Annotated in this window: 22 protein-coding genes; 8 read left to right on the top strand and 14 right to left on the bottom strand. The window is 49.3% G+C overall.

Annotated features, from left to right (window positions below; genetic code table 11):
* Positions 1-110: 110 nt before the first annotated feature.
* The 4 genes from P0078_RS08610 to P0078_RS08595 form a co-directional block, all read right to left on the bottom strand.
* Complete coding sequence (locus P0078_RS08610; RefSeq protein ID WP_282933993.1) at positions 111-440, bottom strand: hypothetical protein; 330 nt, start codon at positions 438-440, stop codon at positions 111-113.
* Positions 441-548: 108 nt separating this feature from the next.
* A protein-coding gene (locus P0078_RS08605; RefSeq protein WP_282931542.1) for an IS3 family transposase occupies positions 549-1,711 on the bottom strand; the annotation gives its coding sequence in 2 pieces (ribosomal slippage) (positions 549-1,453 and positions 1,453-1,711; 1,164 coding nt in all).
* 59 nt (positions 1,712-1,770) lie between these two features.
* Positions 1,771-2,691 (bottom strand): hypothetical protein, encoded by a 921-nt coding sequence (locus P0078_RS08600; RefSeq protein WP_282933992.1) that lies wholly within the window; start codon positions 2,689-2,691, stop codon positions 1,771-1,773.
* Positions 2,692-3,495: 804 nt separating this feature from the next.
* Positions 3,496-4,851 carry an ankyrin repeat domain-containing protein gene (locus tag P0078_RS08595; RefSeq protein ID WP_282933991.1) on the bottom strand — a complete coding sequence of 452 codons (1,356 nt, stop codon included), beginning with the start codon at positions 4,849-4,851 and terminating at the stop codon, positions 3,496-3,498.
* A 1,186-nt stretch (positions 4,852-6,037) separates the two neighbouring features.
* Between P0078_RS08595 and P0078_RS08590 the strand changes: the two genes are divergently transcribed.
* Positions 6,038-7,176 (top strand): IS3 family transposase gene (locus P0078_RS08590; RefSeq protein ID WP_282932108.1). Its coding sequence is split into 2 segments (ribosomal slippage): positions 6,038-6,287 and positions 6,287-7,176, totalling 1,140 coding nucleotides; the frame shifts between segments, so codons are not numbered across the junction.
* Positions 7,177-7,654: 478 nt separating this feature from the next.
* Here P0078_RS08590 and P0078_RS08585 read toward each other — a convergent pair.
* The 6 genes from P0078_RS08585 to P0078_RS08560 form a co-directional block, all read right to left on the bottom strand.
* Positions 7,655-8,212: a hypothetical protein gene (locus tag P0078_RS08585; RefSeq protein ID WP_282933990.1), complete on the bottom strand. Its 558-nt coding sequence runs from the start codon at positions 8,210-8,212 to the stop codon at positions 7,655-7,657.
* A gap of 94 nt (positions 8,213-8,306) precedes the next feature.
* Positions 8,307-8,852, bottom strand: a complete 546-nt coding sequence (locus tag P0078_RS08580; protein ID WP_282933989.1) for a hypothetical protein — start codon at positions 8,850-8,852, stop codon at positions 8,307-8,309.
* Positions 8,853-9,409: 557 nt separating this feature from the next.
* Positions 9,410-12,184 carry a valine--tRNA ligase gene (locus P0078_RS08575; RefSeq protein ID WP_282934571.1) on the bottom strand — a complete coding sequence of 925 codons (2,775 nt, stop codon included), beginning with the start codon at positions 12,182-12,184 and terminating at the stop codon, positions 9,410-9,412.
* A 173-nt stretch (positions 12,185-12,357) separates the two neighbouring features.
* The gene (locus P0078_RS08570) at positions 12,358-13,248 is read right to left on the bottom strand and encodes a hypothetical protein (protein WP_282933988.1); all 891 of its coding nucleotides are present in this window, start codon (positions 13,246-13,248) and stop codon (positions 12,358-12,360) included.
* 24 nt (positions 13,249-13,272) lie between these two features.
* Entirely contained in the window at positions 13,273-13,695 is a 423-nt protein-coding gene (locus P0078_RS08565; protein ID WP_282933987.1) for a DNA polymerase III subunit chi, read from the bottom strand.
* A gap of 129 nt (positions 13,696-13,824) precedes the next feature.
* A complete protein-coding gene (locus tag P0078_RS08560) occupies positions 13,825-15,291 on the bottom strand; it encodes a leucyl aminopeptidase (RefSeq protein ID WP_282933986.1) in 1,467 nt (488 codons plus the stop codon).
* Between the two features lie 189 nt (positions 15,292-15,480).
* Here P0078_RS08560 and lptF point away from each other — a divergent pair, with 189 nt between their 5' ends.
* A complete protein-coding gene (gene lptF, locus P0078_RS08555; protein ID WP_282933985.1) occupies positions 15,481-16,614 on the top strand; it encodes an LPS export ABC transporter permease LptF in 1,134 nt (377 codons plus the stop codon).
* A complete protein-coding gene (lptG, locus tag P0078_RS08550; RefSeq protein WP_282933984.1) occupies positions 16,607-17,668 on the top strand; it encodes an LPS export ABC transporter permease LptG in 1,062 nt (353 codons plus the stop codon). Before lptF ends, lptG begins: the two co-directional genes overlap by 8 nt.
* Before the next feature lie 13 nt (positions 17,669-17,681).
* Here lptG and P0078_RS08545 read toward each other — a convergent pair whose 3' ends face one another.
* The 3 genes from P0078_RS08545 to P0078_RS08535 form a co-directional block, all read right to left on the bottom strand.
* A complete protein-coding gene (locus P0078_RS08545) occupies positions 17,682-18,176 on the bottom strand; it encodes an RDD family protein (protein WP_282933983.1) in 495 nt (164 codons plus the stop codon).
* A gap of 88 nt (positions 18,177-18,264) precedes the next feature.
* Complete coding sequence (locus tag P0078_RS08540) at positions 18,265-18,753, bottom strand: hypothetical protein (protein ID WP_282933982.1); 489 nt, start codon at positions 18,751-18,753, stop codon at positions 18,265-18,267.
* Between the two features lie 344 nt (positions 18,754-19,097).
* Positions 19,098-19,787, bottom strand: a complete 690-nt coding sequence (locus P0078_RS08535; protein ID WP_282933981.1) for a class I SAM-dependent methyltransferase — start codon at positions 19,785-19,787, stop codon at positions 19,098-19,100.
* A gap of 84 nt (positions 19,788-19,871) precedes the next feature.
* Here P0078_RS08535 and P0078_RS08530 point away from each other — a divergent pair, with 84 nt between their 5' ends.
* The 4 genes from P0078_RS08530 to P0078_RS08515 are packed head-to-tail and all read left to right on the top strand — an operon-like array spanning position 19,872 to position 23,224.
* Complete coding sequence (locus P0078_RS08530; RefSeq protein WP_282933980.1) at positions 19,872-21,509, top strand: GMC family oxidoreductase; 1,638 nt, start codon at positions 19,872-19,874, stop codon at positions 21,507-21,509.
* Positions 21,506-22,309: a putative RNA methyltransferase gene (locus P0078_RS08525; RefSeq protein WP_282933979.1), complete on the top strand. Its 804-nt coding sequence runs from the start codon at positions 21,506-21,508 to the stop codon at positions 22,307-22,309. Before P0078_RS08530 ends, P0078_RS08525 begins: the two co-directional genes overlap by 4 nt.
* Before the next feature lie 35 nt (positions 22,310-22,344).
* Complete coding sequence (tadA, locus tag P0078_RS08520) at positions 22,345-22,800, top strand: tRNA adenosine(34) deaminase TadA (protein ID WP_282933978.1); 456 nt, start codon at positions 22,345-22,347, stop codon at positions 22,798-22,800.
* Complete coding sequence (locus tag P0078_RS08515) at positions 22,787-23,224, top strand: ion channel (protein ID WP_282933977.1); 438 nt, start codon at positions 22,787-22,789, stop codon at positions 23,222-23,224. The genes tadA and P0078_RS08515 overlap by 14 nt, the downstream gene beginning before the upstream one ends.
* Before the next feature lie 11 nt (positions 23,225-23,235).
* Here P0078_RS08515 and P0078_RS08510 read toward each other — a convergent pair whose 3' ends face one another.
* Complete coding sequence (locus tag P0078_RS08510; RefSeq protein WP_282933976.1) at positions 23,236-24,339, bottom strand: glycosyltransferase family 25 protein; 1,104 nt, start codon at positions 24,337-24,339, stop codon at positions 23,236-23,238.
* Positions 24,340-24,619: 280 nt separating this feature from the next.
* Between P0078_RS08510 and P0078_RS08505 the strand changes: the two genes are divergently transcribed.
* On the top strand, positions 24,620-25,825 hold the full coding sequence (locus P0078_RS08505) for a multidrug effflux MFS transporter (RefSeq protein ID WP_282933975.1): 1,206 nt from the start codon (positions 24,620-24,622) through the stop codon (positions 25,823-25,825).
* Positions 25,826-25,900: the final 75 nt, after the last annotated feature.

Raw genomic sequence — 25,900 nt, 5'->3', positions numbered from 1 at the left:
GTCGTCCTAGCTTGCCGTCTGCACCACCCTCCAGTCATTGGCTGTCCTAGATTGCTTCTTGTGATGGGTGGTGTGGGGGGCCGGTAGCTAGAAACAACCGGCTACCCGATTTAAATGCTTGATATGACAAATTTGAGGTCATACCCATTAAACCTATGGTTAGGCCAACTCTCTACAACTAATGAAATTGTTTTATCTTTACATTTCTCAGAATATGGTTCGCAATTTGAAATAGCGTTTTTCATACCTTCAGGCAAAGACAAGTTTAAACTAGAGTTGCACAAAGCTTCTGCCATACCCTCTAGCTTTTCACAAGCCTGCTTGGATCTGGCAGCATCGTTCACGTTAACTTTAAGCTTTAGTACATTTGCAATCTCTTCAGAACCCTCAACGTAGTAAGCGATGTTGTCAGGGATAATGCCATCGTTAAACTCCTCCATTCGAGATGATGCTGACCACTCCTCTTCGAAAATCCTATTATAGAACCCCGTATTTAATCCTTTGTTTACCAGGAAGTCTGATCCTACCCATCAACAACGGACACACCACTAAGCGACTAGTTGTTCCTCAAACGCCTCAGGGCTGAGATAGCCATTGGCGCTGTGTAAGCGATTTCGATTGTAGTCTATCTCTATATACTCAAATACGGTCTCTCGCATGAGGCACCTTGTGGGAAAGCGGTTACCATGGATTGCTTCTACCTTAAGTGAGTGAAAGAATGTTTCTGCACAAGCGTTATCATAGCAATTACCTTTGGCGCTCATGCTGCACCGCAGACCATAAGCTGTAATCAAAGATTGATAATCTTTAGAGCAATACTGGCTTCCCCTGTCAGTATGCACGATAACATTCGTAGGTTTCTTACGTCGCCATAAAGCCATTTGAAGAGCGTCACAGACCAATGTAGCTGTCATCGTTTCTGACATCGCCCAACCAATAACTAGCCGACTATATAGGTCTATCACTACAGCCAGATATAACCAACCTTCTTCCGTTCGCAGGTAGGTTATATCCCCAGCCCATTTCTGATTCGGCCCTTCAGCATTGAAGTTCTGCTCGAGCAGATTTGGAGCTACTGGCAGACCATGTTTTGAATAGGTTGTGGCTTTATATCTCTTGGCGGCTTTAGCCCGTAGGCCCTGTCGACGCATGCTGGCAGCAATTGTTTTTTGATTATATTTACTCCCCTCACTGGCCAATTCCTTCGTCAGGCGAGGAGAGCCACTACGTTCTTTACTGGCTATAAAGCGCTGCTGTACCAAGCTATCGAGCTGCATTCGGTACTGCTGGTACCTGGATTGGCCGGCCGATCTTGACACCCAGTCGTAAAACCCACTGCGAGATACGTTCAATACCTTGGCCATCGCTTTGATGCTGAATTCATGCCTGTGCTTTTGCATGAAGGCGTACCTCATTTCAGGCTCTTTGCAAAGTACGCTGCGGCCTTTTTTAAGATCGCTAGCTCCTCTGCCTGCTCAGCCAGCTGCCGCTTAAGGCGAGCATTCTCTGTGGCCAGCTCTCTCTCGGCATCCCCTCGGCTCTGATGTAACTTAGCCTTGCTTCGCCATCCGTAAATCTGAGAAGGATGTAACCCAAGCTGTTTAGCGGCAACGCTTACCCCAACTTTGAGCGCAAGTGCTAGGGCATCCTTTCTATATTCCTCTGAGTACTGTTTACGAGTGGTTTTGGTTGGTTTATTTGATCTTGTCATAGAGCACCTCTGCTGCGTAGTTTATCGCTTAAGAGAGTGTCCGTCGTTGGTGGGTAGGATCAGTCTTTCGCTTTATAAGGGCTCCAACCCTGCTCTATTGGTACTTCCTTTGGATTTCTCTCAGAAGATCTCACTTTAAATACGTGCTTAAAGGTATCCACCAGATCAGAATGTGATTCTATGTTTACTCTGGCGACTTGATATGACCATCTTTCTAGTAGATTTACACGAAGATTAAACAATGCAATTGCGTAGAGTTTAGCTACATATCTATTGAATCTATTTTTTATTGAGAATTTAAGACGGATAAAGACCTGCTCATATGATGAATAAACCAACATAATGTAAACAAACGGTAAATAACACAGAGTCAATAATGGGGGAACAAAGAAGTCGTATGCAGTTTTCTCTTTCCCAAACTCGCCAAATTTGGTCGTTAACATGTACAAGGTATAAGCAATTAAGACTATTCCGAATAAAGACAGGCAATATTCTAAAAGAACCTTTACTTGATGATATTTTTTGTCGGTTTCAGCAATAGCTAGCATAGCCGCAATTAACGCCAAAACTGGAACTAGAAGAACTTCGATCCAAAGGGAGAAAGTATATACGCCAACGACAAATTGAAGGATTGCCAGCAGTTTTAAATTATCTAAGACTGAGTGTCTGAAGAAGCTTTTGTCTTTTTTGAACTGTTCGAGCTTAAACATTGACATGAACCCAACGGATGCACACCAAAAAACAGTATTTTTGAGCTGCTCAGCATTCCATAGATCCAACTCAGCAAGCCAATAAATGACAATTGCCATATAAGCAACCATCAGGCAAAGGACAGAAATAATTTGTCTTACAAAGAAGGCCGATAACACACGTTTAAAAGCGGTTCTGACATCAGCCATCTTTGAGGATGAATAGATATAAACAGAAATTATCAGTAGCCATATGGCAATTGCAATTTCTCGATTATTTAGAATATCCACGAGATTCCTTGTGCATTTAACAGTCGCATTTGTGGGTGGTTTGGAGCGAGGTGGAAAACCAGCCCGACAATATGCGCTTGGTACGCCCAGTATGGGCGTGAACTAGTGCGGTGGAAGTCCCCTTTGGGAAGATCACCATTTAATGGGTTCCATTAAATGCTAACTACTAGCGAAAGGCAACTGCAACACCGCGAGATCTTGTGGGGAGGAGGCCGCTAGGAAAACTACAAGCTGAAGAACAGAAACATCCTATAAGGCTCAGCCTGAAGGCGAGGTGGTCAAGGTCACCGAAGCTATGTGGTCTAACGGGTAGAGTCAATGATTCAGCTATGTAGCAAACGTTCACGTTCTTATCGGAGGAGATATGTTTAACTTGTATCTATGGAGCTGTCAGGGTGGCCGTTGACTCATAACTATGCCCAATCCGCTTGCCACCATCGCGGGGATAGAAAAACGTGGTGGGACATTTTAGTGCTTCGGTCAGCAATGACCACGGTGATTAAACAGTAGTCAGTCGACGGTAAAGTAGCCAAATACCAAGATTAATAGCTTGGACAGGGTGAAGGCCTGAACCCAAACTCCACAAGTTAAAAGACAGGGCTAGCCTACCGATATGTTTCCAGTCGGATATAAAGTTGAGGTAGAGCACTGCTATGACATTAAACTCAAATGAAGAGCTGCTCGACACTATCGTTGGGTAGAGATTCATTACGGATAGGGAACCGCCCATTGCGGACCCGCACGATGAGTGGTGTGGGGGCCGATAGCTAGAAACTACCGGCTACCCGATTTAGGCATTGATACTTATAAAAGCCTAAGTCGCGCTTGACCTTCCGTTGAAGAAAAACTGTATACACCTTCTGAAGAGCAATGCAATTCAACATTCGATCTGGCACAGCTACAAACGAATCTAGTTAACCAATGATTAATAGAAGCTAGGTCAATTTTTCTAATGCCATCTAAATTTACCCCGTGGTAACCAGGGTTTAAATAATGAAAGATGTCCTCATCTGTAAATCTACTAATTTTATGCGCTTTCAGTATTTCAAAGAATGTTTCAAGAAGAACATTCCATGGATGTAACAGAAACTCTCCCTGCATATTTATTTTCTTTATAAGATCTGGAGAGATTTCATCGTCAGAAAGAACACGTTTATTCTTAGTTGCACCTTTCTTCTTATAAGTTTTCCACATCTCTCGGAAATGCTTTTTATCTGCAGGCTTGAGCGCTTTCGTATCCCTAAGTAAAACTCCAAAGTCCTGACCTGTGTACGCACACATTGAAATATCAGCACCTTGACTTATTAGAAGGTCGATCGTTTCTCGAAGTCTTTTTCTTGTATTATTATCACTGACTCCAAAGTATCGATTAAGCGCATGCATTAAAGGTGTAGCTCCACTTCGTATATCACGCTTATTAATATCTGCACCGCGTTCCAGGAGCCAGTTAATTTGTTCTATCGCAGTATACGCCGAAGCCTGCATCAACGCAGAACGACCAGAATGACTGCCTAACCTATCTACCTCTTCGTCAAGCTCGTATAGTTTATCCATTAATTTCAAAAGCATATCCACACGTTTCGGTTGCTTAGAAGAATTAATCACAAATTGCCAGATTGGTTCGGGGGAAGAGCTTGCATATTTATCATTAGCTATAAGCAAGGAGGCAAAACCATAGCGCCCAGCCTTTAATGCCAAGCCAGTATATGACGACTGATTTCTAGGATTGAAATCAATTTCTGATGACATAAACGCACTATAGACTTCCGTTATATATTTTTGACGTTCATCCAAATTATTTGAAGCATTAAATTCATCTTCAATCAGCGAAATTGCTGCAAACCAAATTGGTCTGCCTCCAAAACCAGCAAACCCCGAAGCGTCACATATTGATGTTGCACCGCTATTTGCGAATTCAATAGCAGCTTGTGAATAATCGCTCAAGACAGATATTTTTTCTTTCTTACTTTTCAATTCCGCGAGATGATTTCGTGTTACATTAAATATAGATTGGAAAGCGATTATTTCTTCTCGTTTTTCTAGGCCTACAAAGTGCTGAACTTCATCTTCTTCCCACCATCGGCCATCCGGATCTAACCCGGCGGAAAGTAGCAAGTCTCGATAAATTGATCTAAGGATTTGTTTTCTTTTTTCATTCATCCAAATAGTCTCTACATATTTTGCTTAGCAGCTATATAGTAATAATAATTCTGACCACTATTGTCATGATTATTGTCTCAGAATCAATTTCTACTCCATAGCCTAAATTTCTATTTAATACTGTAGACTTAAAGTAACCTGATACATGTGTACAAACTGGAAAAGCGATCACTTTGCCTACTATCTCAATTTTAACATTAGTCCTTAACCCATTGATTTAACGACTTTTGTTAGATCTATCTTCTTGCTCCCCAATATAACGGTCAATATGATCGTAAACCCCTAAGCTAGCATTCGCGAACTTTAGCAGGTTGGGTCTAATTGGGGGTAAGGTATCAAGTGTGCCTCTGAATAACTCCGTAATATCTCTGCGGATCTTGAAGGCTACAGATATTAGGTGCAGTTCGCCGCGAATGGCCGTAGTCCCTTGCAAGTGTTGCAACGGAGCAGTTGTGGTCCGCCTACGGGGCTTCCATAACGATTCATGCCCCGTGTTGCGACTGCTTGTACGGTCTAGCTAGACATTCCTGCGAAGCTGCGTTCTGATTGTGACCGCTCTGTAAGTAGAAGCATCACTGGGTTGTTCAGAGACTCCTAAACCCCGCAGTAATATCCCAAAAGTCTGCAAACTACTTTGGTTTATCGATAGATCTTTTCTGTAGATATGTGGAAGACATTTCAGCGGTATTGATGATCTATTGTTTTCTGAAGTCCAGTGTGGGAGTCGTTGGGGGTATTAATTTTCACAGCCAATTTTATGCACAATCGAAATTTCCAAAGCGTGAGCAGCAAAAAATATAGGCACAAAAATAATCTTATTGGATTTTATTAGAGTTTGTTTTAATGTCAAAGCTGCGTAAAATCGGTGGATATTTGTCGATATTTGGGTCGTCATTGAACAGCCTTCTAAAGGCCGATGACCAAAGAGCTTCAAGAAACCCAAGAATTTTCTAAAAGAACCATTCCCTCAAAGGAGAACGGTAGCGTGACGTAAGAGTAAGTAAAAGGCGCTGACCCAAGGTGCGCTAACACCTGGGGCCAGCTAACCAAATTGATATCATCACTATCAAAATGGCTATATGGATCATACGCTAGAAACCCGCTCGTCTTCAATAAAGTGGAGTGTAGTGGTCTAATCCTTCCGGACACTTCGTTAAGATGGTAAAACTACCTAGCGAGGTGAAGTATGACAACAAAAGGTACACGCCGGAAATTCAAGCCGGAGTTCAAGAAAGACGCCGTAGCTCTTGTCTCAGAACAAGGGTATTCGATTTCCAAGGCCGCAGAGGCTGTAGGAACCACTGCTAACAATCTGCGACGCTGGATAAAGGAGCTGGAGCAGGAAGAGAGCGGAGTAAGGTTGGATTCGGGCGAACGAGCTGAACTGGATCAACTGCGACGTGAAGTAAAGCAATTGCGGATGGAGAAGGAAATCCTAAAAAAGGCCAGCGCCTTCTTTGCGAAAGAAATGAAATAAAGTACGAATTTATTAAAAAGCAGCAAGGTAGCTTTCCAGTTAGAGTGCTCTGCCGAGTAATGCAAGTAAATAAGAGCAGCTATTACGAATGGTGTCGTCGTAGTGATAGCCCAATAGATGGCCAGATTTGGCAACTATGCCATCGATTGAAGGCCTTATTTGCAGAATCTCGTGAGAGTCTCGGAAGCCGTCGGTTAATGAAGCTGTTGCGCAAAGAAGGCTTTGAAATTGGGCGTTATCGAGTCCGCAAACTCATGAAAAAGCTCGGCTTGGTAGTAAAACAGAAGAAGCGATTTACACTAACCACAAATAGCAAGCACCAACTGCCAGTTGCTGAGAATCTTCTAAATAGGGATTTCTCACCGAGTGCTAAAAATCAAGTTTGGACTACGGATATTACCTATATCTGGACTTTGCAGGGTTGGTTATACCTAGCAGTGGTAATTGATCTTTATTCACGCCGGATTGTTGGCTGGCACTTAGACCGCCAGATGGAGACGGCCCTGGCAAGTCGTGCACTGGTTATGGCTATCAATTTGCGCACCCCAACAAAAGGTCTGCTGCATCACTCTGATCGAGGTAGCCAGTATGCCAGTCATAGCTACCAAGCGCTACTAAAGCAGCATGGAATGGTGTGCTCAATGAGCCGCAAGGGAAATTGTTGGGACAATGCACCTACTGAGCGTTTTTTTAGTAGCCTGAAGCGGGAATGGTTAACAGGAAACCTCTATCCGACAAGGGAGGGTGCGATAACAGACGTGAGGGCCTATATTGCGTATTACAATTCACGCAGGATACATACAACACTGGGGGACGTAACCCCTATCGAATTTGAAAAATGTGCTTAGGAAAGTGTCCGGTTGGAGTTGACCACAACAGATGGAGGTGGTTGAGATTTCGGAACGCGCGAAGCAAGGGCGTGCGTTGCGTGCACAGTCTGCCGGGCGATAGGGTTAAAGTCTTGCTGGAGGAGCGCTAGCGCGTTCTGAGGAGGCCATGCTTTTTTTGGCCGGAGCGTACTTGAGTGACTTGTTATAAGTACGGTTTGAAATGAGTCTCCTTACCTGTATATAGTTGTTTCCCATCTCGCGCAAAGTGCCTTAATTAGGCCATGTGTTTCAGCGGAAATTTGATCAGAGAAAATGATCGTGAGCACTGTACCCCTACCTTTTACATCCTCGTAACCTGGCATGTTATAGATGCATCGAAAAAAGAGGTCTTCATCCTCCTGGCTATAAAATCGTGGGCTTTCCAGCTGAATCGAGTTCATAAATTAATACTTATAACGCCGCCAAAATTTGCCGTCTCAAGCGCAGCGTAAGGCGGTCAAATTGATGGCTTTGTTAAGACATTCCTCTCGAAGTACCGTTTATACATATTTGAGTATTTGTTACCCACCTGGAAGGAGCTTATATCTTCGTAACTCATTTCCGAGTATTCGTCATCCCAGTTAGCAGCCCCACTAAAACCCAGCATTGAGACTGAATCTTCGCCAATGATACGTAGCTCCCCAAGTAGGAAGATTGGATACTCTGGATCTTCATCCTCGATTATGAAAAACCCATTTTCTCTCCCGATAGTAGATAATACCGTATACCAGTTGGTTACATCATACTCTTTCGAGAAGTCTATCCTGGAGTACAATCCTTCATCTTTGAAGATTTGGGTCTGAAAAAGATCTGTTTTGGTTGATTCAATACTACTGACATCAGACAACCGAAGAACCATAAGCCCATCAAGATTAAAATCATATACGTATTGAATCAGAACGAGTTCTTTTGAGTGTGCCAATACAAATCCTTGTATTTTATGCCCATCAATAGCCTCTCTCTTAATAGTTACGAGATTCTTTTCTTCCTTAAGTTTGTTCAACTCTTCATCCATCGGGGATCCTTAACGTCGCAATAAAAGGCAAGCGTTAGCGAGTCCAACCCAAGTTTTTTGTGGGCGGTTTCTAATTGCTTTATTAAATGACTTGCTAGCCATAAGCTTGAATTCTCATTAAGAAATCATCTTTTACGATCATAGGAATATAATGGAAACCCTCATCTTGCTCCTCCGGAGATAGGGCTATTATGGCTTTTTCTAAGTGCTTTTGGTCGGGGCGCACATCGGCTATTGTTGGACCCAAAGTGAAATCAACTATTTCCATTGAGTCCAATGTAAGCCAAGCATGAAGCATTACTTTTTTTGAACTCTGCCCTGACCTTAGCCATTCCTGAACATCTTCATAAGTGAATTTAAAGTATTCATGCCCTGCATCTACCACATACCCTACAGTAAAGTAAGCTTTGCAGTTTAATGCTCTAGAAAGCTCATCAACTGTATTCCAGTGGATAGTAGTACAGTTCCCTGCGAGCTTTATACCCCTAGATTTAGCAGATTCATACACTTTTTTAAATAGTGCGAATAATGGTTTTTCCGATATATATCGGTTATCTAAATTTAAATTGACACTTTCAGATTCCCCAAATATTTCTAGCGTTTTATCTAACGCCAATTCGAATCTCTTTTCATAACACATTGTTGATTCCATTTAAAATTTATATAGTAATCATTCTGACCACTATTATCATGATTACCACCCTGGTATCAATCTAACGAAGAAGTGCGTAAGAACCTTGAGGCATCAATAAATCACATACAAGCCGGAACTCTTGTCCCAAGTTCAAAAATAATTACTTTGGTCTCTATCCCCAACGAATAGACTTTCTCCAACTCACGGTTATGCCTGGAGCTTTCAATCAATCGGGATCTTTATAAAAAATAACAGCCAAACCGATCAAAAATCATGCTGATTTCTTATCAGGCATTTAGGAGGGTTGAAAAATGGAGCGGTGCTTGAAGCGTTTTAGCGCACTTTAGGTGTATACCACTTCGGTTGAGCTGATTTTGGAGCTGATAAACCCATAAGTGATGCAGGTACATTGAGTACATACTCGGGTTCTAGAGTTGATAGAAAATCAAAAGGCACTAGTTCAAGAAGGGGCAGTGTGATTTATATCAAAAAAAGAAAAGGGGGCAGAGCCCCCTTTTTTAAAACTCAGATCCGCTCTTTATCGGAGCAGATTACCAGAACCATTAAAGATTGCTGATTTCCTCAAGCTGCTGTTGCAGACGCTCGTGAGCACCTTTCATTTCTGCAAGCTTGTCCTTCTCCTTGGCAACAACGGCTTCGGGGGCTTTGTCTACGAACTTAGGATTGTTGAGTTTGCCTTCAACTCGTGCGAGTTCTTTGGAAAGTTTATCAATCTCTTTTTGTAGACGGGCGCTTTCGGCTTTAACGTCGATCAGGCCGGCCATGGGTACCAGCAATTCCATATCGCCTACCAGGGCGGTGGCGGAGGCTGGTGCAGCTTCTCCACTTTCCAGCCAGGTGATTTCTTCGAGGCTGGCCAGTTTGATCAACAGGCTGCGGGCTTGCTCCAGTAGTTCTTGGTCACGGCTGGAACCGCCGCGCAGGATCAGTGGGATTTTCTTCGCTGGGGAAATATTCATTTCACCGCGAATATTACGCACGCCTTCAATAACCTGCTTCAACCAGGCAACGGCCGCTTCCGCTTCTTCGTCGATCTTGCTGTTATCGGCTTCCGGGTACTGCTGCAGCATAATGGTGTCACCGTTGGAGCCGGCGAGGGTTTTTACACGCTGCCAGATTTCTTCGGTGATAAACGGCATCAGCGGGTGGGCCAGACGCAAAATGGTTTCCAGTACGCGGATCAGGGTGCGGCGGGTGCCTTTCTTCACTGCGTCGGACGCGTTGTCGTCCCACAGTACCGGCTTGGACAGTTCCAGGTACCAGCTGCAGTACTCGCTCCAGATAAAGTCGTACAGGGCCTGGGAGGCGAGGTCGAAGCGGTAGGTGTCCATGGCTTCGCGTACGGTGATTTCGGTGCGCTGCAGCTGGGAAATAATCCAGCGGTCGGCGATGGTCAGTTCAAAATCCGTGCTGCCGTCCTGTCCACAATCGTGCTCTTCGCAGTTTTGCAGTACGTAGCGGGAGGCATTCCAGATCTTGTTACAGAAATTGCGGAAGCCTTCGATACGGCCCACATCAAACTTGATATCACGGCCGGTGGATGCCAGTGAGTAGTAGGTGTAGCGCAGGGCATCGGTACCAAAAGCAGAGAAGCCTTCGGGGAAGTCCTTGCGGGTTTGCTTTTCGATCTTCTCGCGCAGGTGCGGTTGCATCAGACCAGAGGTGCGCTTCTCTACCAGGGTCTCCAGGTCGATACCGTCGATCAAATCGATGGGATCGATTACGTTGCCCTTGGATTTGGACATCTTCTGGCCGTGGTTGTCACGCACCAGGCCGTGCACGTACACGGTGTTAAACGGTACTTCCTTTTTGAAGTAGAGGGTCAGCATCATCATGCGCGCAACCCAGAAGAAAATAATATCGAAGCCGGTGACCAGTACGGAGCTGGGGTGGAAGGCTTTCAGCTCTTCGGTATCTTCTGGCCAGCCCAGGGTGCCGAAGGTCCACAGGCCGGAGGAGAACCAGGTGTCGAGTACGTCGTCGTCCTGGCGCAGGCTGATATCGGCGCCCAGGTTGTGTTTCTCGCGCACTTCCTCTTCGCTGCGGCCAACGTAGACTTTGCCTTCGTTGTCGTACCAGGCGGGGATGCGGTGGCCCCACCACAGCTGGCGGGAAATACACCAGTCCTGGATATCGCGCATCCAGGAGAAGTACATGTTTTCGTAGTTTTTCGGTACGAACTCAACGCGGCCATCTTCAACAGCTGCGATGGCTTCATCGGCCAGGGGCTGGGTTTTTACGTACCATTGATCGGTGAGCCAGGGCTCGATCACGGCGCCGGAGCGGTCTCCGTGAGGTACCTTGAGGGTGTGGGGCTCTACTTTTTCCAGCAGGCCGAGGGCGTCCAGGTCATCGATAATCTGGGTGCGCGCGGCAAAGCGCTCCATGCCCCGGTATTTTTCCGGCACTGCGTCGTTCAGGTGGGCGTCGGCATCGAGGATGTTGATCATCTCGAGGTTGTGGCGCTGGCCCATTTCGTAGTCGTTGAAGTCGTGGGCCGGGGTGATTTTTACACAGCCGGTGCCGAATTCACGATCGACGTATTCGTCGGCAATAATCGGAATTTCGCGATCCGCCAGGGGCAACTTGATGGTCTTGCCGATCAGGTGCTGGTAGCGCTCGTCTTCCGGGTGTACGGCTACGGCGGTATCGCCGAGCATGGTTTCCGGGCGGGTAGTGGCAACTACCAAGTGGCCGGAGCCGTCGGAGAGCGGGTAGCGGAAGTGCCACAGGTGACCCTGCTTCTCTTCGTTTAATACTTCCAGGTCGGAGATCGCGGTGTGGAATTTCGGGTCCCAGTTCACCAGGCGCTTGCCGCGATAAATTAGGCCGTCTTCATACAGTTTGATAAAGACTTCCTGCACCGCTTTGTAGAAGCCGTCGTCCATGGTGAAGCGTTCGCGGGACCAGTCGGGGCTGGCGCCCAGGCGACGCAGCTGTCGGGTAATGGTGCCGCCGGACTCTTCTTTCCACTCCCAGACCTTCTCAATAAACTTGTCGCGGCCCAGGTCGTGGCGGGATACGCCTTCGGCGCCCAGCAGGCGCTCTACCACCATCTGGGTGGCGATACCGGCATGGTCGGTGCCCACTTGCCACAGGGTGTTGTCTCCCTGCATGCGGTGGTAGCGAATCAGGGCGTCCATGATGGACTCCTGGAAACCGTGGCCCATATGCAGGCTGCCGGTGACGTTCGGCGGCGGGATCATAATGCTGTAGGGCTTGGCCTCAGTATCCCCGGAAGGCTTGAAGTAGCCGTTCTCCTCCCAGGTTTTGTACCACTGCTGTTCGATGGCGTTGGGCTGGTATGTTTTGTCCATGCGGGCGGGAAACCTTGTGTTTAACTGACTGCGTGCACAGCGTTTTGGCTCAGGATAGTCTGGTGCTTGCTCGGGCTGCGCGGAAAAGGCGGCAATTATACCGCCGGGGTCTGGTGGGAAAAAGGCGGTATTTGAGCTTAGGGAGTTATTCAGAGGCTCCCTTAGGCCGTCTCTTAATCCCAAACGCCGAGCTCGTCGACCACGTGTTCTATTTGGGCGCGCAGGCGGCGCTCCAGTTTGGGCAGCTGCTGGGCGACGAGTTGCTCGATCAATTCCTGGCGCTGGCGCTCTTTGGCGGAAGGCTCAGGGTCTGCGGCCGGATCTTCTTCGGCGGCTTGGGCCTCAGTGCTTGGAAGTTCAGCTTCTTCCTTTACTTCAGGGGCCGGGGCCACTGTTGCTGGGGCTTCTGTTTCCGGGGGCACTGTTGCTTCGGTTACTTGGGTATTTTCTTCAACTGGCAGGGGCCGTCCACCGGTGAGGCGGGAGCGAATATGATTTGGCAGAAATGGGTTTTCCGCCCGGGGCTCCGGCTGCGGTTCGGGCTCTTTCTCCAGTTCGGCCTCTGGGAAATCTTCAACTTTGGTTTCACGGGAAATCTGCTCTAACGGTGTTTCAACCGGTTTATCTTCAACGGGCTCTTCTTCGATTTGCCCGGTTTCTGCGGATGCCTGTGGTTCTTCATCCTCTACAGCCAGCTCTTGAAGCGGGCGCAATAGAGCCAGGTCAGACTCTGCCAGCGACAGGGATTGCTGGGCCAGCATCTCTTCTTCAACCGGTGAAAATAAAATCGGCAAGTCGATATCTTCCAGTGAGGTGTCGATATCTTCGAATTCACTGGTAGCCGGTGTCCCACCGGGTTTTGCTATGTCGGCAATAGTGGGAAGTGTGGGGGGCTCAGGGGTTACAGGATTACCCTGCTTGGCCACTTGGCTGAGCACGGGGATTTCTTCATTGTTCTCGTCGGTGACAAGCAAGTTGTGCAGTGAATTAAGTTCATCCAGAAATTCACTGGGCTGCTTGCGCTGCTGTCCGCGTTGCTTGTGTTTGTTTTTTTTGCCGGACATGACTCTCGGACGTAGTTAAAGGCTCTAATTGATCTTATGGGATTGTAACGGATATCCGCGATCGCGGAAGTGACCAAATCGCAATCGGGACCGTTTTAATGGTTCCGGTTGTTGGATCACAACTTCTGCCAAGCGTTCAAAGCGGCTAAACCACTTGGGTACTTTGGAGCAGAGGTTGATCAGTAAGCCGTGGTGATCTGCGGGGTCTTCTCCGCTGTTAATTTCTATTTGCGCCTGCTGGTTTTCAGTTTGCGGGGCGTGAGGCAGAAAACTGTCCTCGCGAAAAGTCCACAGCAGTTGATCCATCTGCTCCGCCCGTTGCGGGTCGTCTACCGCGATTAATACCCGCATACCCGCGCGGAAGGCTTTCTCAGCCAGGCGGCAGGCGAAAACATCGGCGTGTTCCGGTTGGTCGGAAGAGAGAATATAGAAATCAATGCGAGTCATTACAGATACTGGTCAAATAATCCCGGCCATATTGATACGCTGCCAAAAACAAAAGCGGCCCATTAATCAATGGACCGCCCGGCGCGCCGGGCACCGATGGTGCCGGCGGCTATTGTGCGCTTTGGCTACTTATTTGCCCAGTAGATATTCAACCAGTAGGGGAACCGGACGGCCGGTTGCACCTTTCTGTGCGCCGGACTTCCAAGCACTACCGGCAATATCCATATGTGCCCATTTGTAGTCTTTGGCAAAACGCGCCAGGAAGCAGGCAGCGGTTACTGAACCGGCTTCGCGCCCACCGATATTTTGGATATCGGCAAAATTGGAATCCAGGGAGGACTGGTACTCGTCCCACAGTGGCATTTGCCATGCGCGGTCGCCAGTAGTTTCGCCAGCCTGGAGAAGGCTCTTGGCCAGTTCTTCGTTATTGGCGTAGAGACCGGTAGCGTGATGGCCCAGGGCGATAACACAGGCACCGGTGAGGGTGGCGATATCAATCACTGCGCTGGGCTTGAACTTGGCTGCGTAGGTGATCGTATCGCACAGAACCAGGCGGCCTTCGGCATCGGTGTTGAGGATTTCGATGGTTTTGCCGGACATGGAAGTCACAACATCACCGGGCTTGCTGGCGCGGCCGCTGGGCATATTTTCAGCAGCGGCAACCAGGCCTACTACGTTGATAGAAGGCTGCAGTTCAACCAGGGCGTTCATCACGCCGAAGACACTGGCGGCACCGCCCATGTCGTATTTCATTTCGTCCATAGCCTGGCCCGGCTTGATGCTGATGCCGCCACTATCGAAGGTGATGCCTTTACCAACCAATACCACAGGTTTTTCGCTGGCCTTGCCACCTTTGTAGTTCATGGCAATCAGTGCGGGGGGCTCGTCGCTGCCTTTGGAGACGCTGAGGAATGCACCCATGCCCAGGGCTTTCATTTTCTTTTCGTCCAACACGCTGGTGGTAAGCTTTGCGTGTTTTTTAGCCAGTGCCTTCGCCTGGGCAACCAGGTAATTGGGGGTACAGATATTGCCTGGGAGATCCCCCAAATCACGGGCGACATTGCTGCCCAGTGCTTGAGCGGCACCCACTTCCATGCCGCCTTGAATAGCTTTCAGCTGCTTTTTCTCTGGGGCGTGGATGGTGAATTTCGCCAGGGGCAGGGGCTTTGCATCAGTGCGGGACAGGGTGTAGCGATAGCTTGCCAGGCCGGCAGCCATGGCGATTTGCTGTGCTTTCCAGCGATTATCGGCACCTTCAACCTCTACCTCGCAGAGGTAGCTCGCTGCCTCTTTAAAATTCTTTACTCCATTGGCACTGCTGGATGCCAGCTTGCGGAATTCCGCCTGGCTGATGGTGCCTTTACCGGTGCGCACGACCAGAACGCGCTCGCTGGGAACGTCGATAAGATTGATCAGCTGGGTGCTGCCGGATTTGGCCCCCAAGTCCCCGCGCTTGAGGATTTTTGCGATCATTCCCCCAGTCAATTTATCCAGGCTTTTGCCACTTTCGCTGAGGTTATTTTTGGCATCTGCTGAAATAATTGAGCAGGCGCTGCGTTGTTTACTGATATCTGCAACCTTGGCGGAGAACTGCATTTTTCGCTTTCCTTAAAATCTGACAATAGATTGCATGCCTCAGGGCCGAGACATAGCAAGAATTTTTAGTGATAATGCGTCGCACAAGTTTAACCCGCCTGTCTATGGATTGCTGTACCCGGTGGGAAACTTACTCATTATTGATTCAGATGCCGTCACACCGCTGTCACCAAGGAATTTGTTCGCCCTGTGATTATTTTTCGCTATCTCTGCCGCGAGCTGCTGTTTGCCACGCTAGCGGTCAGCGCAATTTTGCTGTTAATTGTGATGAGCGGCCGATTCGTGAAATACCTGGCGGAGGCTGCCGCCGGTGATATTTCAGCGAATATCCTGTTCTCCCTGATGGGGTTCCGCTTGCCGGGATTCCTGGAACTGGTTCTACCGCTGGGTCTGTTTGTGGGGATTCTCCTCGCTTATGGCCGCCTCTATATAGAAAGCGAAATGACGGTTCTGCACGCCTGCGGCTTTAGTGATTGGCGTTTGCTGGGCTACACCATGATTCCAGCACTGATGCTGGCGCTGGTGGTGGCGTCCATGAGCCTGTATTTCTCTCCAGCCGGTATGGCGCGTTCCACCAGCCTGTTAAATGCAGAAAAGGCCCGCAACGAATTTGATCATTTGGTGCCAAAGAAATTTGTTTCCTCTCAAGGCGGTCGCGCGGTTTATTACGCCGATGCGTTGAGCGAGGACAAGTCCACCATGTTGGGGGTGTTCCTGGCAGAACTGGGTGGTGCGGAAGAGGAAACCGAGGCAGACCAGCAGATTGTTATCCGCGCTCGTGAAGGTGTGCAGGAGATCGACCCAAAGACAGGGTTGCGCTATTTGGTGTTGCGCGATGGTTATCGCTATGAGGGTGTGCCCGGTGAGCGGGAATACCGTCAAATGAAATTTGCCAGCTATTCTGTGATTCTTGAGGTGCCCCGCGAACGAAGCCGCCAGCAAGACCAGATGGAATCGGCTTCAACCCTGGATCTGCTTGAAGGCGATGACCCGCAGCAGAGGGCCTATCTCTATTGGCGCTTCAGCCTTCCCGTATTGGTGTTGGTGGTTGCAGTGCTGGCGGTGCCACTATCCCGTACCAATCCTCGTCAGGGGCGCTTTGCGAAGATGATCCCGGCCATTTTGTTGTATATCACCTACCTGGTAATCCTGCAGGGCGTTAGAGGGGCGATTGAGGACGGCAAGATTTCCAACCCGGCAATGATTTGGCTGGTACACCCACCGTTCCTACTGCTCGGCTTGCTGTTGTTAGCGGGAAGAAATTGGCGCAAGGCGCCGCCCAAGCGTTTGCCCGAGAGTGTGAAGGAGTTGCCAGGTGAGTAAGCTCGATCTCTATATCGCCCGTACGGTTGTGGTCGCCGTGGGTGGCGCATTAATGATTATTCTTGGTCTTACCGTGGTCTTTGCGCTGGTGGACCAGTTGGGAGAGTTGAAGAATGAGTACGGCTTTGTCGATGCCCTGAAGTATGTGGGTTGGACTTTGCCCGCACGCATTTATGAGCAACTGGGTTTTTCCGCCTTGGTTGGCTGCTTGGTAGGGCTGGGTTCATTGGCCGGCACCAGTGAGCTGACTGTTATTCGTGCTGCCGGGGTCTCAATTGGTCGAATCACCTGGGCGGTGATGAAACCCATCATGCTGTTGATTTTGTTGGGCTTGGCCTTGGCTGAGTTTGTTATTCCCAAAACCAATGTGATTGCGGAGAGTGATAAAGCCAGAGCTTTGGGTGAGCTGGAGGCCAGCGGCTTGGAAAGTGGCCTGTGGCTGAAAGACAGCGGTGAGTTTGTTCACTTCAACGCGGCACTGCCGGATGGAGAGCTCTACGGTGTAACCCGATATCACTTTGGTGCAGGCCGGGAACTGGAGCGGGTAGAATTTGCTGAACGCGGTCATTTTGATGGTAAGCGCTGGGAGCTTGAGAATAGCCGCACGACTCTCTTCACCGGTGAGCATACCGAGAGTGAGGTATTGCCTACGACTGAATGGAAGGCGGAGATTTCGCCAGAGTTATTTGCTTTGGTGGTGCCTTTGCCAGCGGATCTGTCGCCGCGCAATCTGTGGGCTTACGGTAAGTTCCTCGATCGCAAGGGCGAGGATTCCAGTCGCTACTGGTTACAGTTCTGGAAAAAAGTATTGCAGCCACTCACTATCGCGAGTCTGGTGATGGTGGCTATCTCCTTTATTTTTGGCCCTCTGCGGGAGGTAACCACCGGACTGCGTGTGTTTACCGGATTGGTGGTTGGCCTGGTGTTCCAGTTTGTCCAGGATATGCTGGGGCCATCTTCCCTGGTATTTGGTTTCCCGCCTTTCTTCGCGGTGTTACTACCGATATTGCTGTGCTTTGGCGCGGGATGGTATCTACTGCAGCGGGCCCGTTAGGGCCCCTGGCCTTCTACTTTTTAGACTTCTTGGGAAGTACGCGCACCTCGGACTCGGAGATAAGGTCATGCCACGTGGCCTTGTCGGATCTGGCCCAGGCAGAGAAGTAACCGAGTCCCAAACAAGCAATAGATAGCGGCGCTACGATGGCGCGAAGGATACACTGGCGCCAAGTGAGCTGGGCTCCGTTTGGGCTCGCCAGCAGCAGACGCCAGGCGCGCATCCCCACAGTTTGACCCGCAGCCCTCCAGGACCAGAAGTAATACCCTACGATAACCGCTAGAGCGCCCAGCTGGAAGAATGGTCCGCTGACACAGGGGTTGTAGTCATTTACCTCGGGCTGGCAGTTGAGACCCACCACGGTAGAGGCAACCATCAGCGCGATAAAGCCGTAAACCACCAGTAGGCCCATCAGTATCAGCAGGTCGTAGAGCAGTGCGGCCAGGCGCGGACCCACCCCGGCAACAGGGAGTTCAGGAAAGGATTTGGGGGTGTTCGAGCTACTCACGCTTATCTCCGCTGATTTTTAGTGGCGGAGATTCTAACAAACCTGTAAACGGGGAAGGAGAGGTAGCGCGCCTGAGTTCAGGGGCTTCCTAAAACTCCAGCTCAAAAGAGAACTTGAATTTGTCGTCGGACAGAGAAATGCCGTAGTCCACCGAGCTGCCGATCTTGCCCTCGTTGTTGGTGTACCTGAGCAAGCCTGTACGTGCGGCACGGGAGTTTTGTGCTTTGTAAGTCTCAAGGCCCATTCGCAGGATTTTGGATAGGGCTTTGCCGCCTTTCAGGGGCTTAAACTTGTCTGGATTGGTGTGCATCTGCAGCCACTGGTAATTCAGGCGTCGCTGTACGTTGCTCATACTATTGGTGCGCAAGTACTCGGCGGCCTGGACCAGGGCTTCGTTATCCATTGCAAATGCACTGTCGGAAAAAAACAGGCTGCCGGATTCCATATTCAGGGTTTCATGGGAATCTGGGATAAATAACTCATCGGCAGAACAGACACAGCACGCGGGCAGAAGAAATAGGCCAACGGTCTTTGGCACTAGTTGATTGGCGCTGAATCGGAAACTGCAGAGTAGCATTCTGTTTACCCCTGGGTGTCAACTTCTCATTTCGATGGCCGCAAGCGGTCGTTGAATTTATTATGGGTCACCCGTAACAAAGCATTTTTTTGGATAAATTAGGCGGCTGATACAACTCCACTTACTGGACAGTCCGAAAAAGTCATCTCTTTCCTTGGAGGCCGCATGAAATGGATACTTTTTCATTTTTGTCTAAGTGGTCGCGAGCGTGAGCAGGGGCCCGCCAATGTTTTTTTATTATTGTTTTGGTATTTCTGTGCTTACGCTGATGAAAAAATTGTCTTGAATAGCTCCTCTTTCCACCGGATCGGGGCTTAGGTGCCAGGAAAGAGTTCCAAAATGCGCTACCGCAAAATTCTCCCACAAATAATCAGTGAAGATGGGGTTGGTTGGGTATCGGCCCTGGGTTCGTGAATCGCTTCTATGGCAAAGCCGTTGTCGCGAAATAGCTGGACCCAACTTTCCAGGGTGCGGAAATACCAGGGAGCGGCCTCTTCAAAATCTCCCTCAATACCTTCCCAAGATCCTGGGCGCCATCCATCTCGATAGGGCTTATTACCGCAGGCTTGATGGGGGTGAAGAGTTTGGATGACAAAGTGCCCACCGGGCAGCATTAACTCGCGTGCATTGCTGAATAGTTGCTCGACAGATTCCTTTCCGATGAGAGAGAAGTTGCACACGATAAGTTCAAACTGCTGTTCCAGTTTTTCGGCGCAAATTTCTTCGTATTGCAATCGCCGGTAGGACTCATTGGCGCCTGCTCGAGCGCTGGCAATATCCACTAAATCTTTAACGCCATCGACACCACAGACTCGAATACCTTGCTCCGCCAGTTTTCTACTGAGCCAGCCTTCACCGCAACCGATATCTAAAATGCTTGCAGGTTGGTACGCCATGATTGTGCTGACAATGGCGGCATCAGTGACCAGTCGGCGGCTGGGAATGGCGGCATTGTCTACTACTTTAGTCCACTCATGAGCATTCTTATGCCAGCAGGTGAGTACCTGATCATCACTGAATTCGGAATTGGGCATGCTTGGGTGACCTCCAGCCTGTCATTATTCACAGCTTGAGTGTACCGTCAGTGGACCATCCAGCTACAAAGGTGCTGAGGTCCCATGTCCACTCAAATGATTTTTGATTATGTGATCGTAGGTGCCGGCTCCGCCGGTTGTGTTTTAGCAAATCGGCTCAGTGCCGAAGAGCAGAATCGAGTTTGTCTTCTGGAGGCGGGTCCTAAAGATCGGAGCCCCCTGATCTCCATCCCTGTGGGTATTGGCGAGTTACTGCCGGGTACTCGCTATAACCTACACCACCATACCACGCCACAAAAGCACCTGAATGACAGGAAACTGTTTTGGCCGAGGGGTAGGACCCTCGGGGGTAGTAGCTCTATCAATGCCATGGTTTATATCCGTGGCAATAGCGATGACTACGATGCCTGGGAAGCGGAGGGTAATCCCGGTTGGGGTTGGAAGGGTTTGTTGCCTTACTTTTTAATGTCGGAAGGCAATGAACGGGGTACTGATGCGCACCACAGTGGCTACGGCCCTCTGTCGGTCTCGGATTTAAAGTGGAAAACCCGATCGGGCCATGCTTTTTTACGCGCCGCTGAGTCCCTGGGACACCGGCCGAATAATGATTTCAATGGCAGCCAGCAAAATGGCGTGGGTTTTTACCAAGTAACCCAACGGCGCGGACGCCGCTGCTCTGCCGCTACAGCTTATCTGCACCCAGTTTCCAGCCGTTCTAACCTACATGTTCGTACCAACAGTCAGGTGGCGAGGATTATTCTCAGGGGAGAGAAAGCGACCGGCGTCGAATTGCTTGATGGCACTAAAATCCTGGCGAACAAGGAAGTGATTTTAAGTGCCGGTGCTATCCAGTCGCCACAGCTATTAATGCTGTCCGGTATTGGGGATCAGGACCAATTGCGTAAATCTGGAGTGACTTCGCAAGCGCACCTTCCCGGTGTTGGGAAAAACCTACAGGACCACCTGGATATCATCCAAGTAGTGGAAGCCTCTGAAGCGGTTAGCTTTTCCGAGGCACTGTGGCCGAAGCTTCTCACCGCAATGCGCCTGCCAGAACTGATCTTTTTAAATAAAGGGCCCTTAACCAGCAATGTGGCCGAGGCGGGGGGCTTTGCCAGTTCCAGTCTGGCGGGTGGCAACCCGGATATTCAGTTTCACATGACGGCAGTTCCGACTTTCCAACACGGGTTTAATAAGCGCACCTGCTACGGTTACTCCCTTCATGCCTGTGCCCTGAGGCCTAAGAGTCGCGGTGAGATCACTCTGGACTCCACCGATCCACGCAAACTGCCCAGAATTGAACCCAACTACCTGAGTGAGCCCGAGGATCTGCAAGTAATGGTGGAAGCATTTGAAATGGCACAGGATATCCTCGCTCAGGAGGAACTGAGTCGCTACAAGAAAAAGTCCTTGCGCCCAGAGCAGAAGTTGAGTGATAGAGAGTCAATCATCCACTATATTCGCCAGCATGCAGAATCCATCTACCATCCGATAGGTACCTGTCGAATGGGGAGTGATGAATTGGCTGTAGTGGACAGCGAGCTAAAAGTACACGGTGTGGATGGACTGAGGGTTGTGGACGCCTCCATAATGCCCACCCTGATCAGTGGCAATACCAATGCGCCTGTGATCGCTATTGCGGAGAAGGCGGCAGATTTGATTATGCAGCGGTCTTCGCGCTCGTTTGTAAAAGAGAATAGACACACTCAGGAAGTTGAATGATTTGGCAATGCCCGCTTTGTGCTGCCCCCTTAACTCTAGGAAAAGATACTTGGCACTGTACCAATCGACATAGTTTTGATCGCGCGCGTGAGGGCTACGTCAATTTGTTGCCCGTTTATCGCAAGCGCCGCAAAGATCCCGGTGACTCTTCGGAGATGCTTCACGCGCGGCGGCGCTTTCTTCACGCCGGTTACTATCGGCCTTTGGTTGATAGTATTTCGGCGCTCTTGCCCTACAAGCCCGGCCGCCGTTTATTGGATATCGGTTGCGGTGAGGGGTATTACCTGCGGGAGCTTGAGTCCGCTGGCTGGCATGGTCACGGCCTTTCCGGTATCGACATTTCAAAATCCGGCGTGCGTATGGCGGCCAAGCGCGACAGTGGCGCCCAGTTTGTGGTTGCCAGCAATGTGAATTTGCCGGTGGTCTCGGAGTCGGTGGATAACCTGCTGAAGGTCTTTGCCCCAGCCCCCGATCATGAAATGGAGCGGGTGATTAAAGTCGGTGGTCATCTGGTAGATGTATCCCCTGGCCCCGATCACTTGTGGACACTAAAGAACTACCTCTATAAAGAGCCGCGTAAACATCCCGCACCCAAAGTGATTGAGAAATTGACGCCGGAAGTCGATATGCGCTGCTCTTTCCCGTTTGTATTGAAGGGCAAGCAGGCCATTTCAGATTTCCTTGCTATGACGCCTTTTGCCTGGAAGGGCAACCGTGAAGAACGGCAGAAACTCGAAGAGCGCGACAGCCTGGAGCTGGAAGCGGACTTTGTTATTCGTCGTTTTATTAAACATAAATAACAGGCATTTGATAGTAGAGGTAATAGAGCAGCGTTATGGCGACTCCCAGAGACTTTGGATTTATGCGGCGAGCCCTGGAGCTTGCACAACTCGCTGCTGAGCGCGGTGAAGTGCCGGTGGGTGCGGTTTTGGTCCAGGATGGAAAAATCATAGGGGAGGGCAGTAATCGCCCGATTGGGAATTGTGATCCCAGTGCCCATGCGGAAATCGTAGCCCTGCGGCAAGCGGCAGATAAACAACAAAACTACCGCCTGCCAAACACCACTTTATATGTGACGATTGAGCCCTGTACTATGTGCTTTGGCGCAATGGTACATGCGCGGGTAGGGCGGCTGGTGTATGGCGCTACCGAGCCCCGGGCCGGTGTTGTTGAGAGCCAGCTGGAATTGGCACAGGCCAGCTTTTTCAATCACAAGATTACGGTGGAGTCGGGAGTCATGGCGGAAGAGGCAAGCAATTTAGTGCGCGAGTTCTTTCATGATCGACGCTGATCTGGCATTTGCTTTCGTGGTGAATTCGATAGTTGTCGCCACGGTCGTCCTGATTCATCACGAAGTATTGAGTGCCCTTGCCCGTATCGGTCGCTGGATACCAATTAAGCATAACCTGGCGATTGTGATGGGGGTGTTTGGCGCCCTGATCGCCCATGTGGCTGAAATATGGCTGTTTGCCTACTGTTACTACTTTATGGTGAATTCGCCTTACTTTGGCACTTTGGTGGGTAATTTTAATGGCAGTCTGCTGGACTGCGCTTATTTCTCATTTACCACTTATACCTCACTGGGTTTCGGTGATATCGAGCCCCTGGGGCACCTGCGTTTTACCGCTGGCCTTGAAGCCCTTACGGGACTGGTGATGATTACCTGGACCGCTTCTTTTATGTTTTTAAAAATGCAGCGTTATTGGGAGAATTGATCGCAGGGTTCTTAAGATTTAATTCGCGCCGTACGCCCTGTGCGTTGTGTGGGTTTTTCTGCTGGATAGAACTCTTTTGAGTGGAGCCTTAAATAAAAGTGCCTGCCCACACTGCGCCAGAGTTTTCCGAAAGGGTGCAGCCAATATAGCCACCGGGCGACTTTCGTGCGGTGGATATTGGATTTAACAATATTGGAGATGTGCTCGTTTTCCCACAGAAGGTGGGGTTCAACGCCATACAGTTTTAGATCAAATTGCCAGAAGTGATCGAATACCTTGTCGATGGGTTCGAAAATACGGCTGGCATATTTTAAGACTTTCTCCATACCGCGCCGGTTAATCAAATATCCCTGTGCCCCACACCACCCCCGCTCTGGTCGCACTAACTGATGAACACCGTCATTCAAGGTTTGCACGACTTTTCGCTTGCGGACTTTAAGTCCCATCAGTCGAATCATCTCGATATTTTCAGGGAGTTGCTCTAATTCCGCTAAGACGCGGCCAAATGAGGGTTCTAGCTGTACATCATCTTCCAGAATACAGACCCGGTCCAAGCCGGAGCGGTATGCCCGGCGAATTGCTCTCAAATGGGCGAGATAGCACCCAATTTCGGAGCTCTTGAGTTCGCACAAGTGGCGCCACCGGGTGACGTTACTCGCGATATGCTCATTGTCTTCCAGTTCCGGAATGCCTGAGCGCCCATCAATCCCATCAATCGTGTTGATATGCAGTCGCTGCATTTTCCCGGCGCTGAGTAATAGGTCAACGTCATCACTGTTTGGTTGCAGAGTGATAATCCAACAGGGGGTATTGGCGATATAGGGTCGCTGACGGCGGCCGCGCGGGGTAATTGGGCGTCTGGAGCTTAAAGGGAGGCGGCGACGTTGTCTTGTTGGTGGGGAAAGCGGGTTCCGCTTGGGCTTGTGGCTGGTAGCAGCCAGCAGGCCAGGCAAAAATTCCTGAGCTACCACAGTTGCTAGAATGACAGGGCTTTTCCACCAGGAGGCGCTGAAGAAGAGTCGGGCACCACAGGAGCCCCCTGGACGCTTGGAGGTCAGGGCTGAAACACCTTTATTTATACCGTCTGCAGACGGTATAGAAGCGTCATGGGCCATTAACTCCCCTGATCTTATGGTCCTAAGTTAAGTTGCTACGATTGAAGGTTAAGGTTTGACCTGCCAGTCCGAAAAGGATGAGGGAACTTACTACTGGGGTGGAAGGAAAGAATACACCGCACTCGAGACACGCCGTGAATACATCCCTGTAAGCTCCTAATCGGCATCCATGCCTCATGGGGTCACAAGCGCGGTGTATTCTTTCCTTCTCCCTTTTTAGTAATTGTGAGAGGTGTCTTGTAGAGGTGCCAAGGTGGAGTTGGCTCATTAGGGACTGTGGATGAACTCAGGCTTTATAAAAATGGCGTTGATCCTGGGGCTTTTGAGCTCTGTCGGTCCTATGGCCATTGATATGTATCTGCCTGCATTGCCTGCGATGACAAAGGCCCTCGACACCTCAACCCAGGTCGCGTCTTATACGCTGATGGCCTATTTTATTGCGTTCGGGGTGTGTCAGATTTTCTATGGCCCCGCTTCCGATATGTTTGGCCGCAAACCGCCGCTCTATTTTGGTTTGCTGGTTTTTACTTTCGCATCTATTTGTTGTGCCCTGGCAACCACTATCGAGTGGTTGATTGCCTTTCGCTTCCTACAAGGGGTGGGTGCCGCCTCGGTAATGTCGATTCCTCGGGCAATAATTCGAGATTCTTATACGGGTACTCAAGCAACTCGCCTTCTTACCACAGCAATTCTTGTCCTTTCAATTTCTCCTATGTTGGCGCCATTAATTGGTAGTCTGCTATTAATTTCGTTTGGCTGGCGCAGCATATTTTGGGGGATATCCATTGCTACTTTTTTAAGTCTGATACTTGCTATTACGAGCCTTCACGAAACTTTACCAGTGAATAAGCGCATACCATTTAAAATAGGTGCGCTGCTTGAGTCTTATTCGATATTGCTGCGTGACCCGATCTATATAGGGCTTACTTGTATAGGTGGGTTTGGCTTCGCCAGTGTACTTGCTTTTTTTGCGGCAGCTTCATTCTTATATACGAATTACTACGGATTGACTCCAACCGAATTTAGCCTCGCCTTTGCTTTGAATGCGCTTAGTTTCTTCCTGTCGAGTCAATTTTCGGCAAATTTTGGTGCCCGTTTAGGGATGGTGAAGCTGGTGAAGTGGGGTGTAGTTGGATTTGTAATAAGCTCGGTGACTATGTATTTAGTGATAGAGGCCGGTTTTGATCATCTCGTACTACTGATATGCATGCTTATCGTATGTAATATGTTTCTTGGTTTGGTTCTTCCAACGGCATTTATTCTCTCCATGGAAAGACATGGCCCTATAGCGGGAACGGCTTCTGCCCTGGCTGGTACTATGCAGTTGTCAATCGGGGCTGTAGCTATCCTGATAACCAGTTTGGTTTTTAATGGAACACCAGAATCGCTTGCTGGGGTAATTGCGGTGTGTGGAATTTTGGCCTTTGTGGTTTCTTGGTTGGTTTTGCGTAATGTAGTCAGCATCACAGCAGATCAGAGCGATTGAGTAATACCAAAATAAATTAGGGAGCCTCTTAATAACTCCGTGCCGGCATTTCACTCAGCATCGTTCGAGTGATGC

Origin of the sequence: Microbulbifer sp. VAAF005 (assembly GCF_030012985.1) — a bacterium.
Classification (GTDB): Bacteria; Pseudomonadota; Gammaproteobacteria; order Pseudomonadales; family Cellvibrionaceae; genus Microbulbifer.
This window is presented reverse-complemented; position numbering and strand designations above follow the sequence as displayed.

Coding starts and splice junctions, on each gene's coding strand:
- P0078_RS08610 (WP_282933993.1), bottom strand. CDS start 440: ATGGAGGAGTTTAACGATGGCATTATCCCTGACAACATCGCTTACTAC.
- P0078_RS08540 (WP_282933982.1), bottom strand. CDS start 18,753: ATGCTACTCTGCAGTTTCCGATTCAGCGCCAATCAACTAGTGCCAAAG.
- P0078_RS08585 (WP_282933990.1), bottom strand. CDS start 8,212: ATGGATGAAGAGTTGAACAAACTTAAGGAAGAAAAGAATCTCGTAACT.
- P0078_RS08580 (WP_282933989.1), bottom strand. CDS start 8,852: ATGTGTTATGAAAAGAGATTCGAATTGGCGTTAGATAAAACGCTAGAA.
- P0078_RS08535 (WP_282933981.1), bottom strand. CDS start 19,787: ATGCCCAATTCCGAATTCAGTGATGATCAGGTACTCACCTGCTGGCAT.
- P0078_RS08525 (WP_282933979.1), top strand. CDS start 21,506: ATGATTTGGCAATGCCCGCTTTGTGCTGCCCCCTTAACTCTAGGAAAA.
- P0078_RS08510 (WP_282933976.1), bottom strand. CDS start 24,339: ATGGCCCATGACGCTTCTATACCGTCTGCAGACGGTATAAATAAAGGT.
- P0078_RS08575 (WP_282934571.1), bottom strand. CDS start 12,184: ATGGACAAAACATACCAGCCCAACGCCATCGAACAGCAGTGGTACAAA.
- P0078_RS08530 (WP_282933980.1), top strand. CDS start 19,872: ATGTCCACTCAAATGATTTTTGATTATGTGATCGTAGGTGCCGGCTCC.
- P0078_RS08570 (WP_282933988.1), bottom strand. CDS start 13,248: ATGTCCGGCAAAAAAAACAAACACAAGCAACGCGGACAGCAGCGCAAG.
- P0078_RS08595 (WP_282933991.1), bottom strand. CDS start 4,851: ATGAATGAAAAAAGAAAACAAATCCTTAGATCAATTTATCGAGACTTG.
- tadA (WP_282933978.1), top strand. CDS start 22,345: ATGGCGACTCCCAGAGACTTTGGATTTATGCGGCGAGCCCTGGAGCTT.
- P0078_RS08515 (WP_282933977.1), top strand. CDS start 22,787: ATGATCGACGCTGATCTGGCATTTGCTTTCGTGGTGAATTCGATAGTT.
- P0078_RS08560 (WP_282933986.1), bottom strand. CDS start 15,291: ATGCAGTTCTCCGCCAAGGTTGCAGATATCAGTAAACAACGCAGCGCC.
- P0078_RS08505 (WP_282933975.1), top strand. CDS start 24,620: ATGAACTCAGGCTTTATAAAAATGGCGTTGATCCTGGGGCTTTTGAGC.
- P0078_RS08565 (WP_282933987.1), bottom strand. CDS start 13,695: ATGACTCGCATTGATTTCTATATTCTCTCTTCCGACCAACCGGAACAC.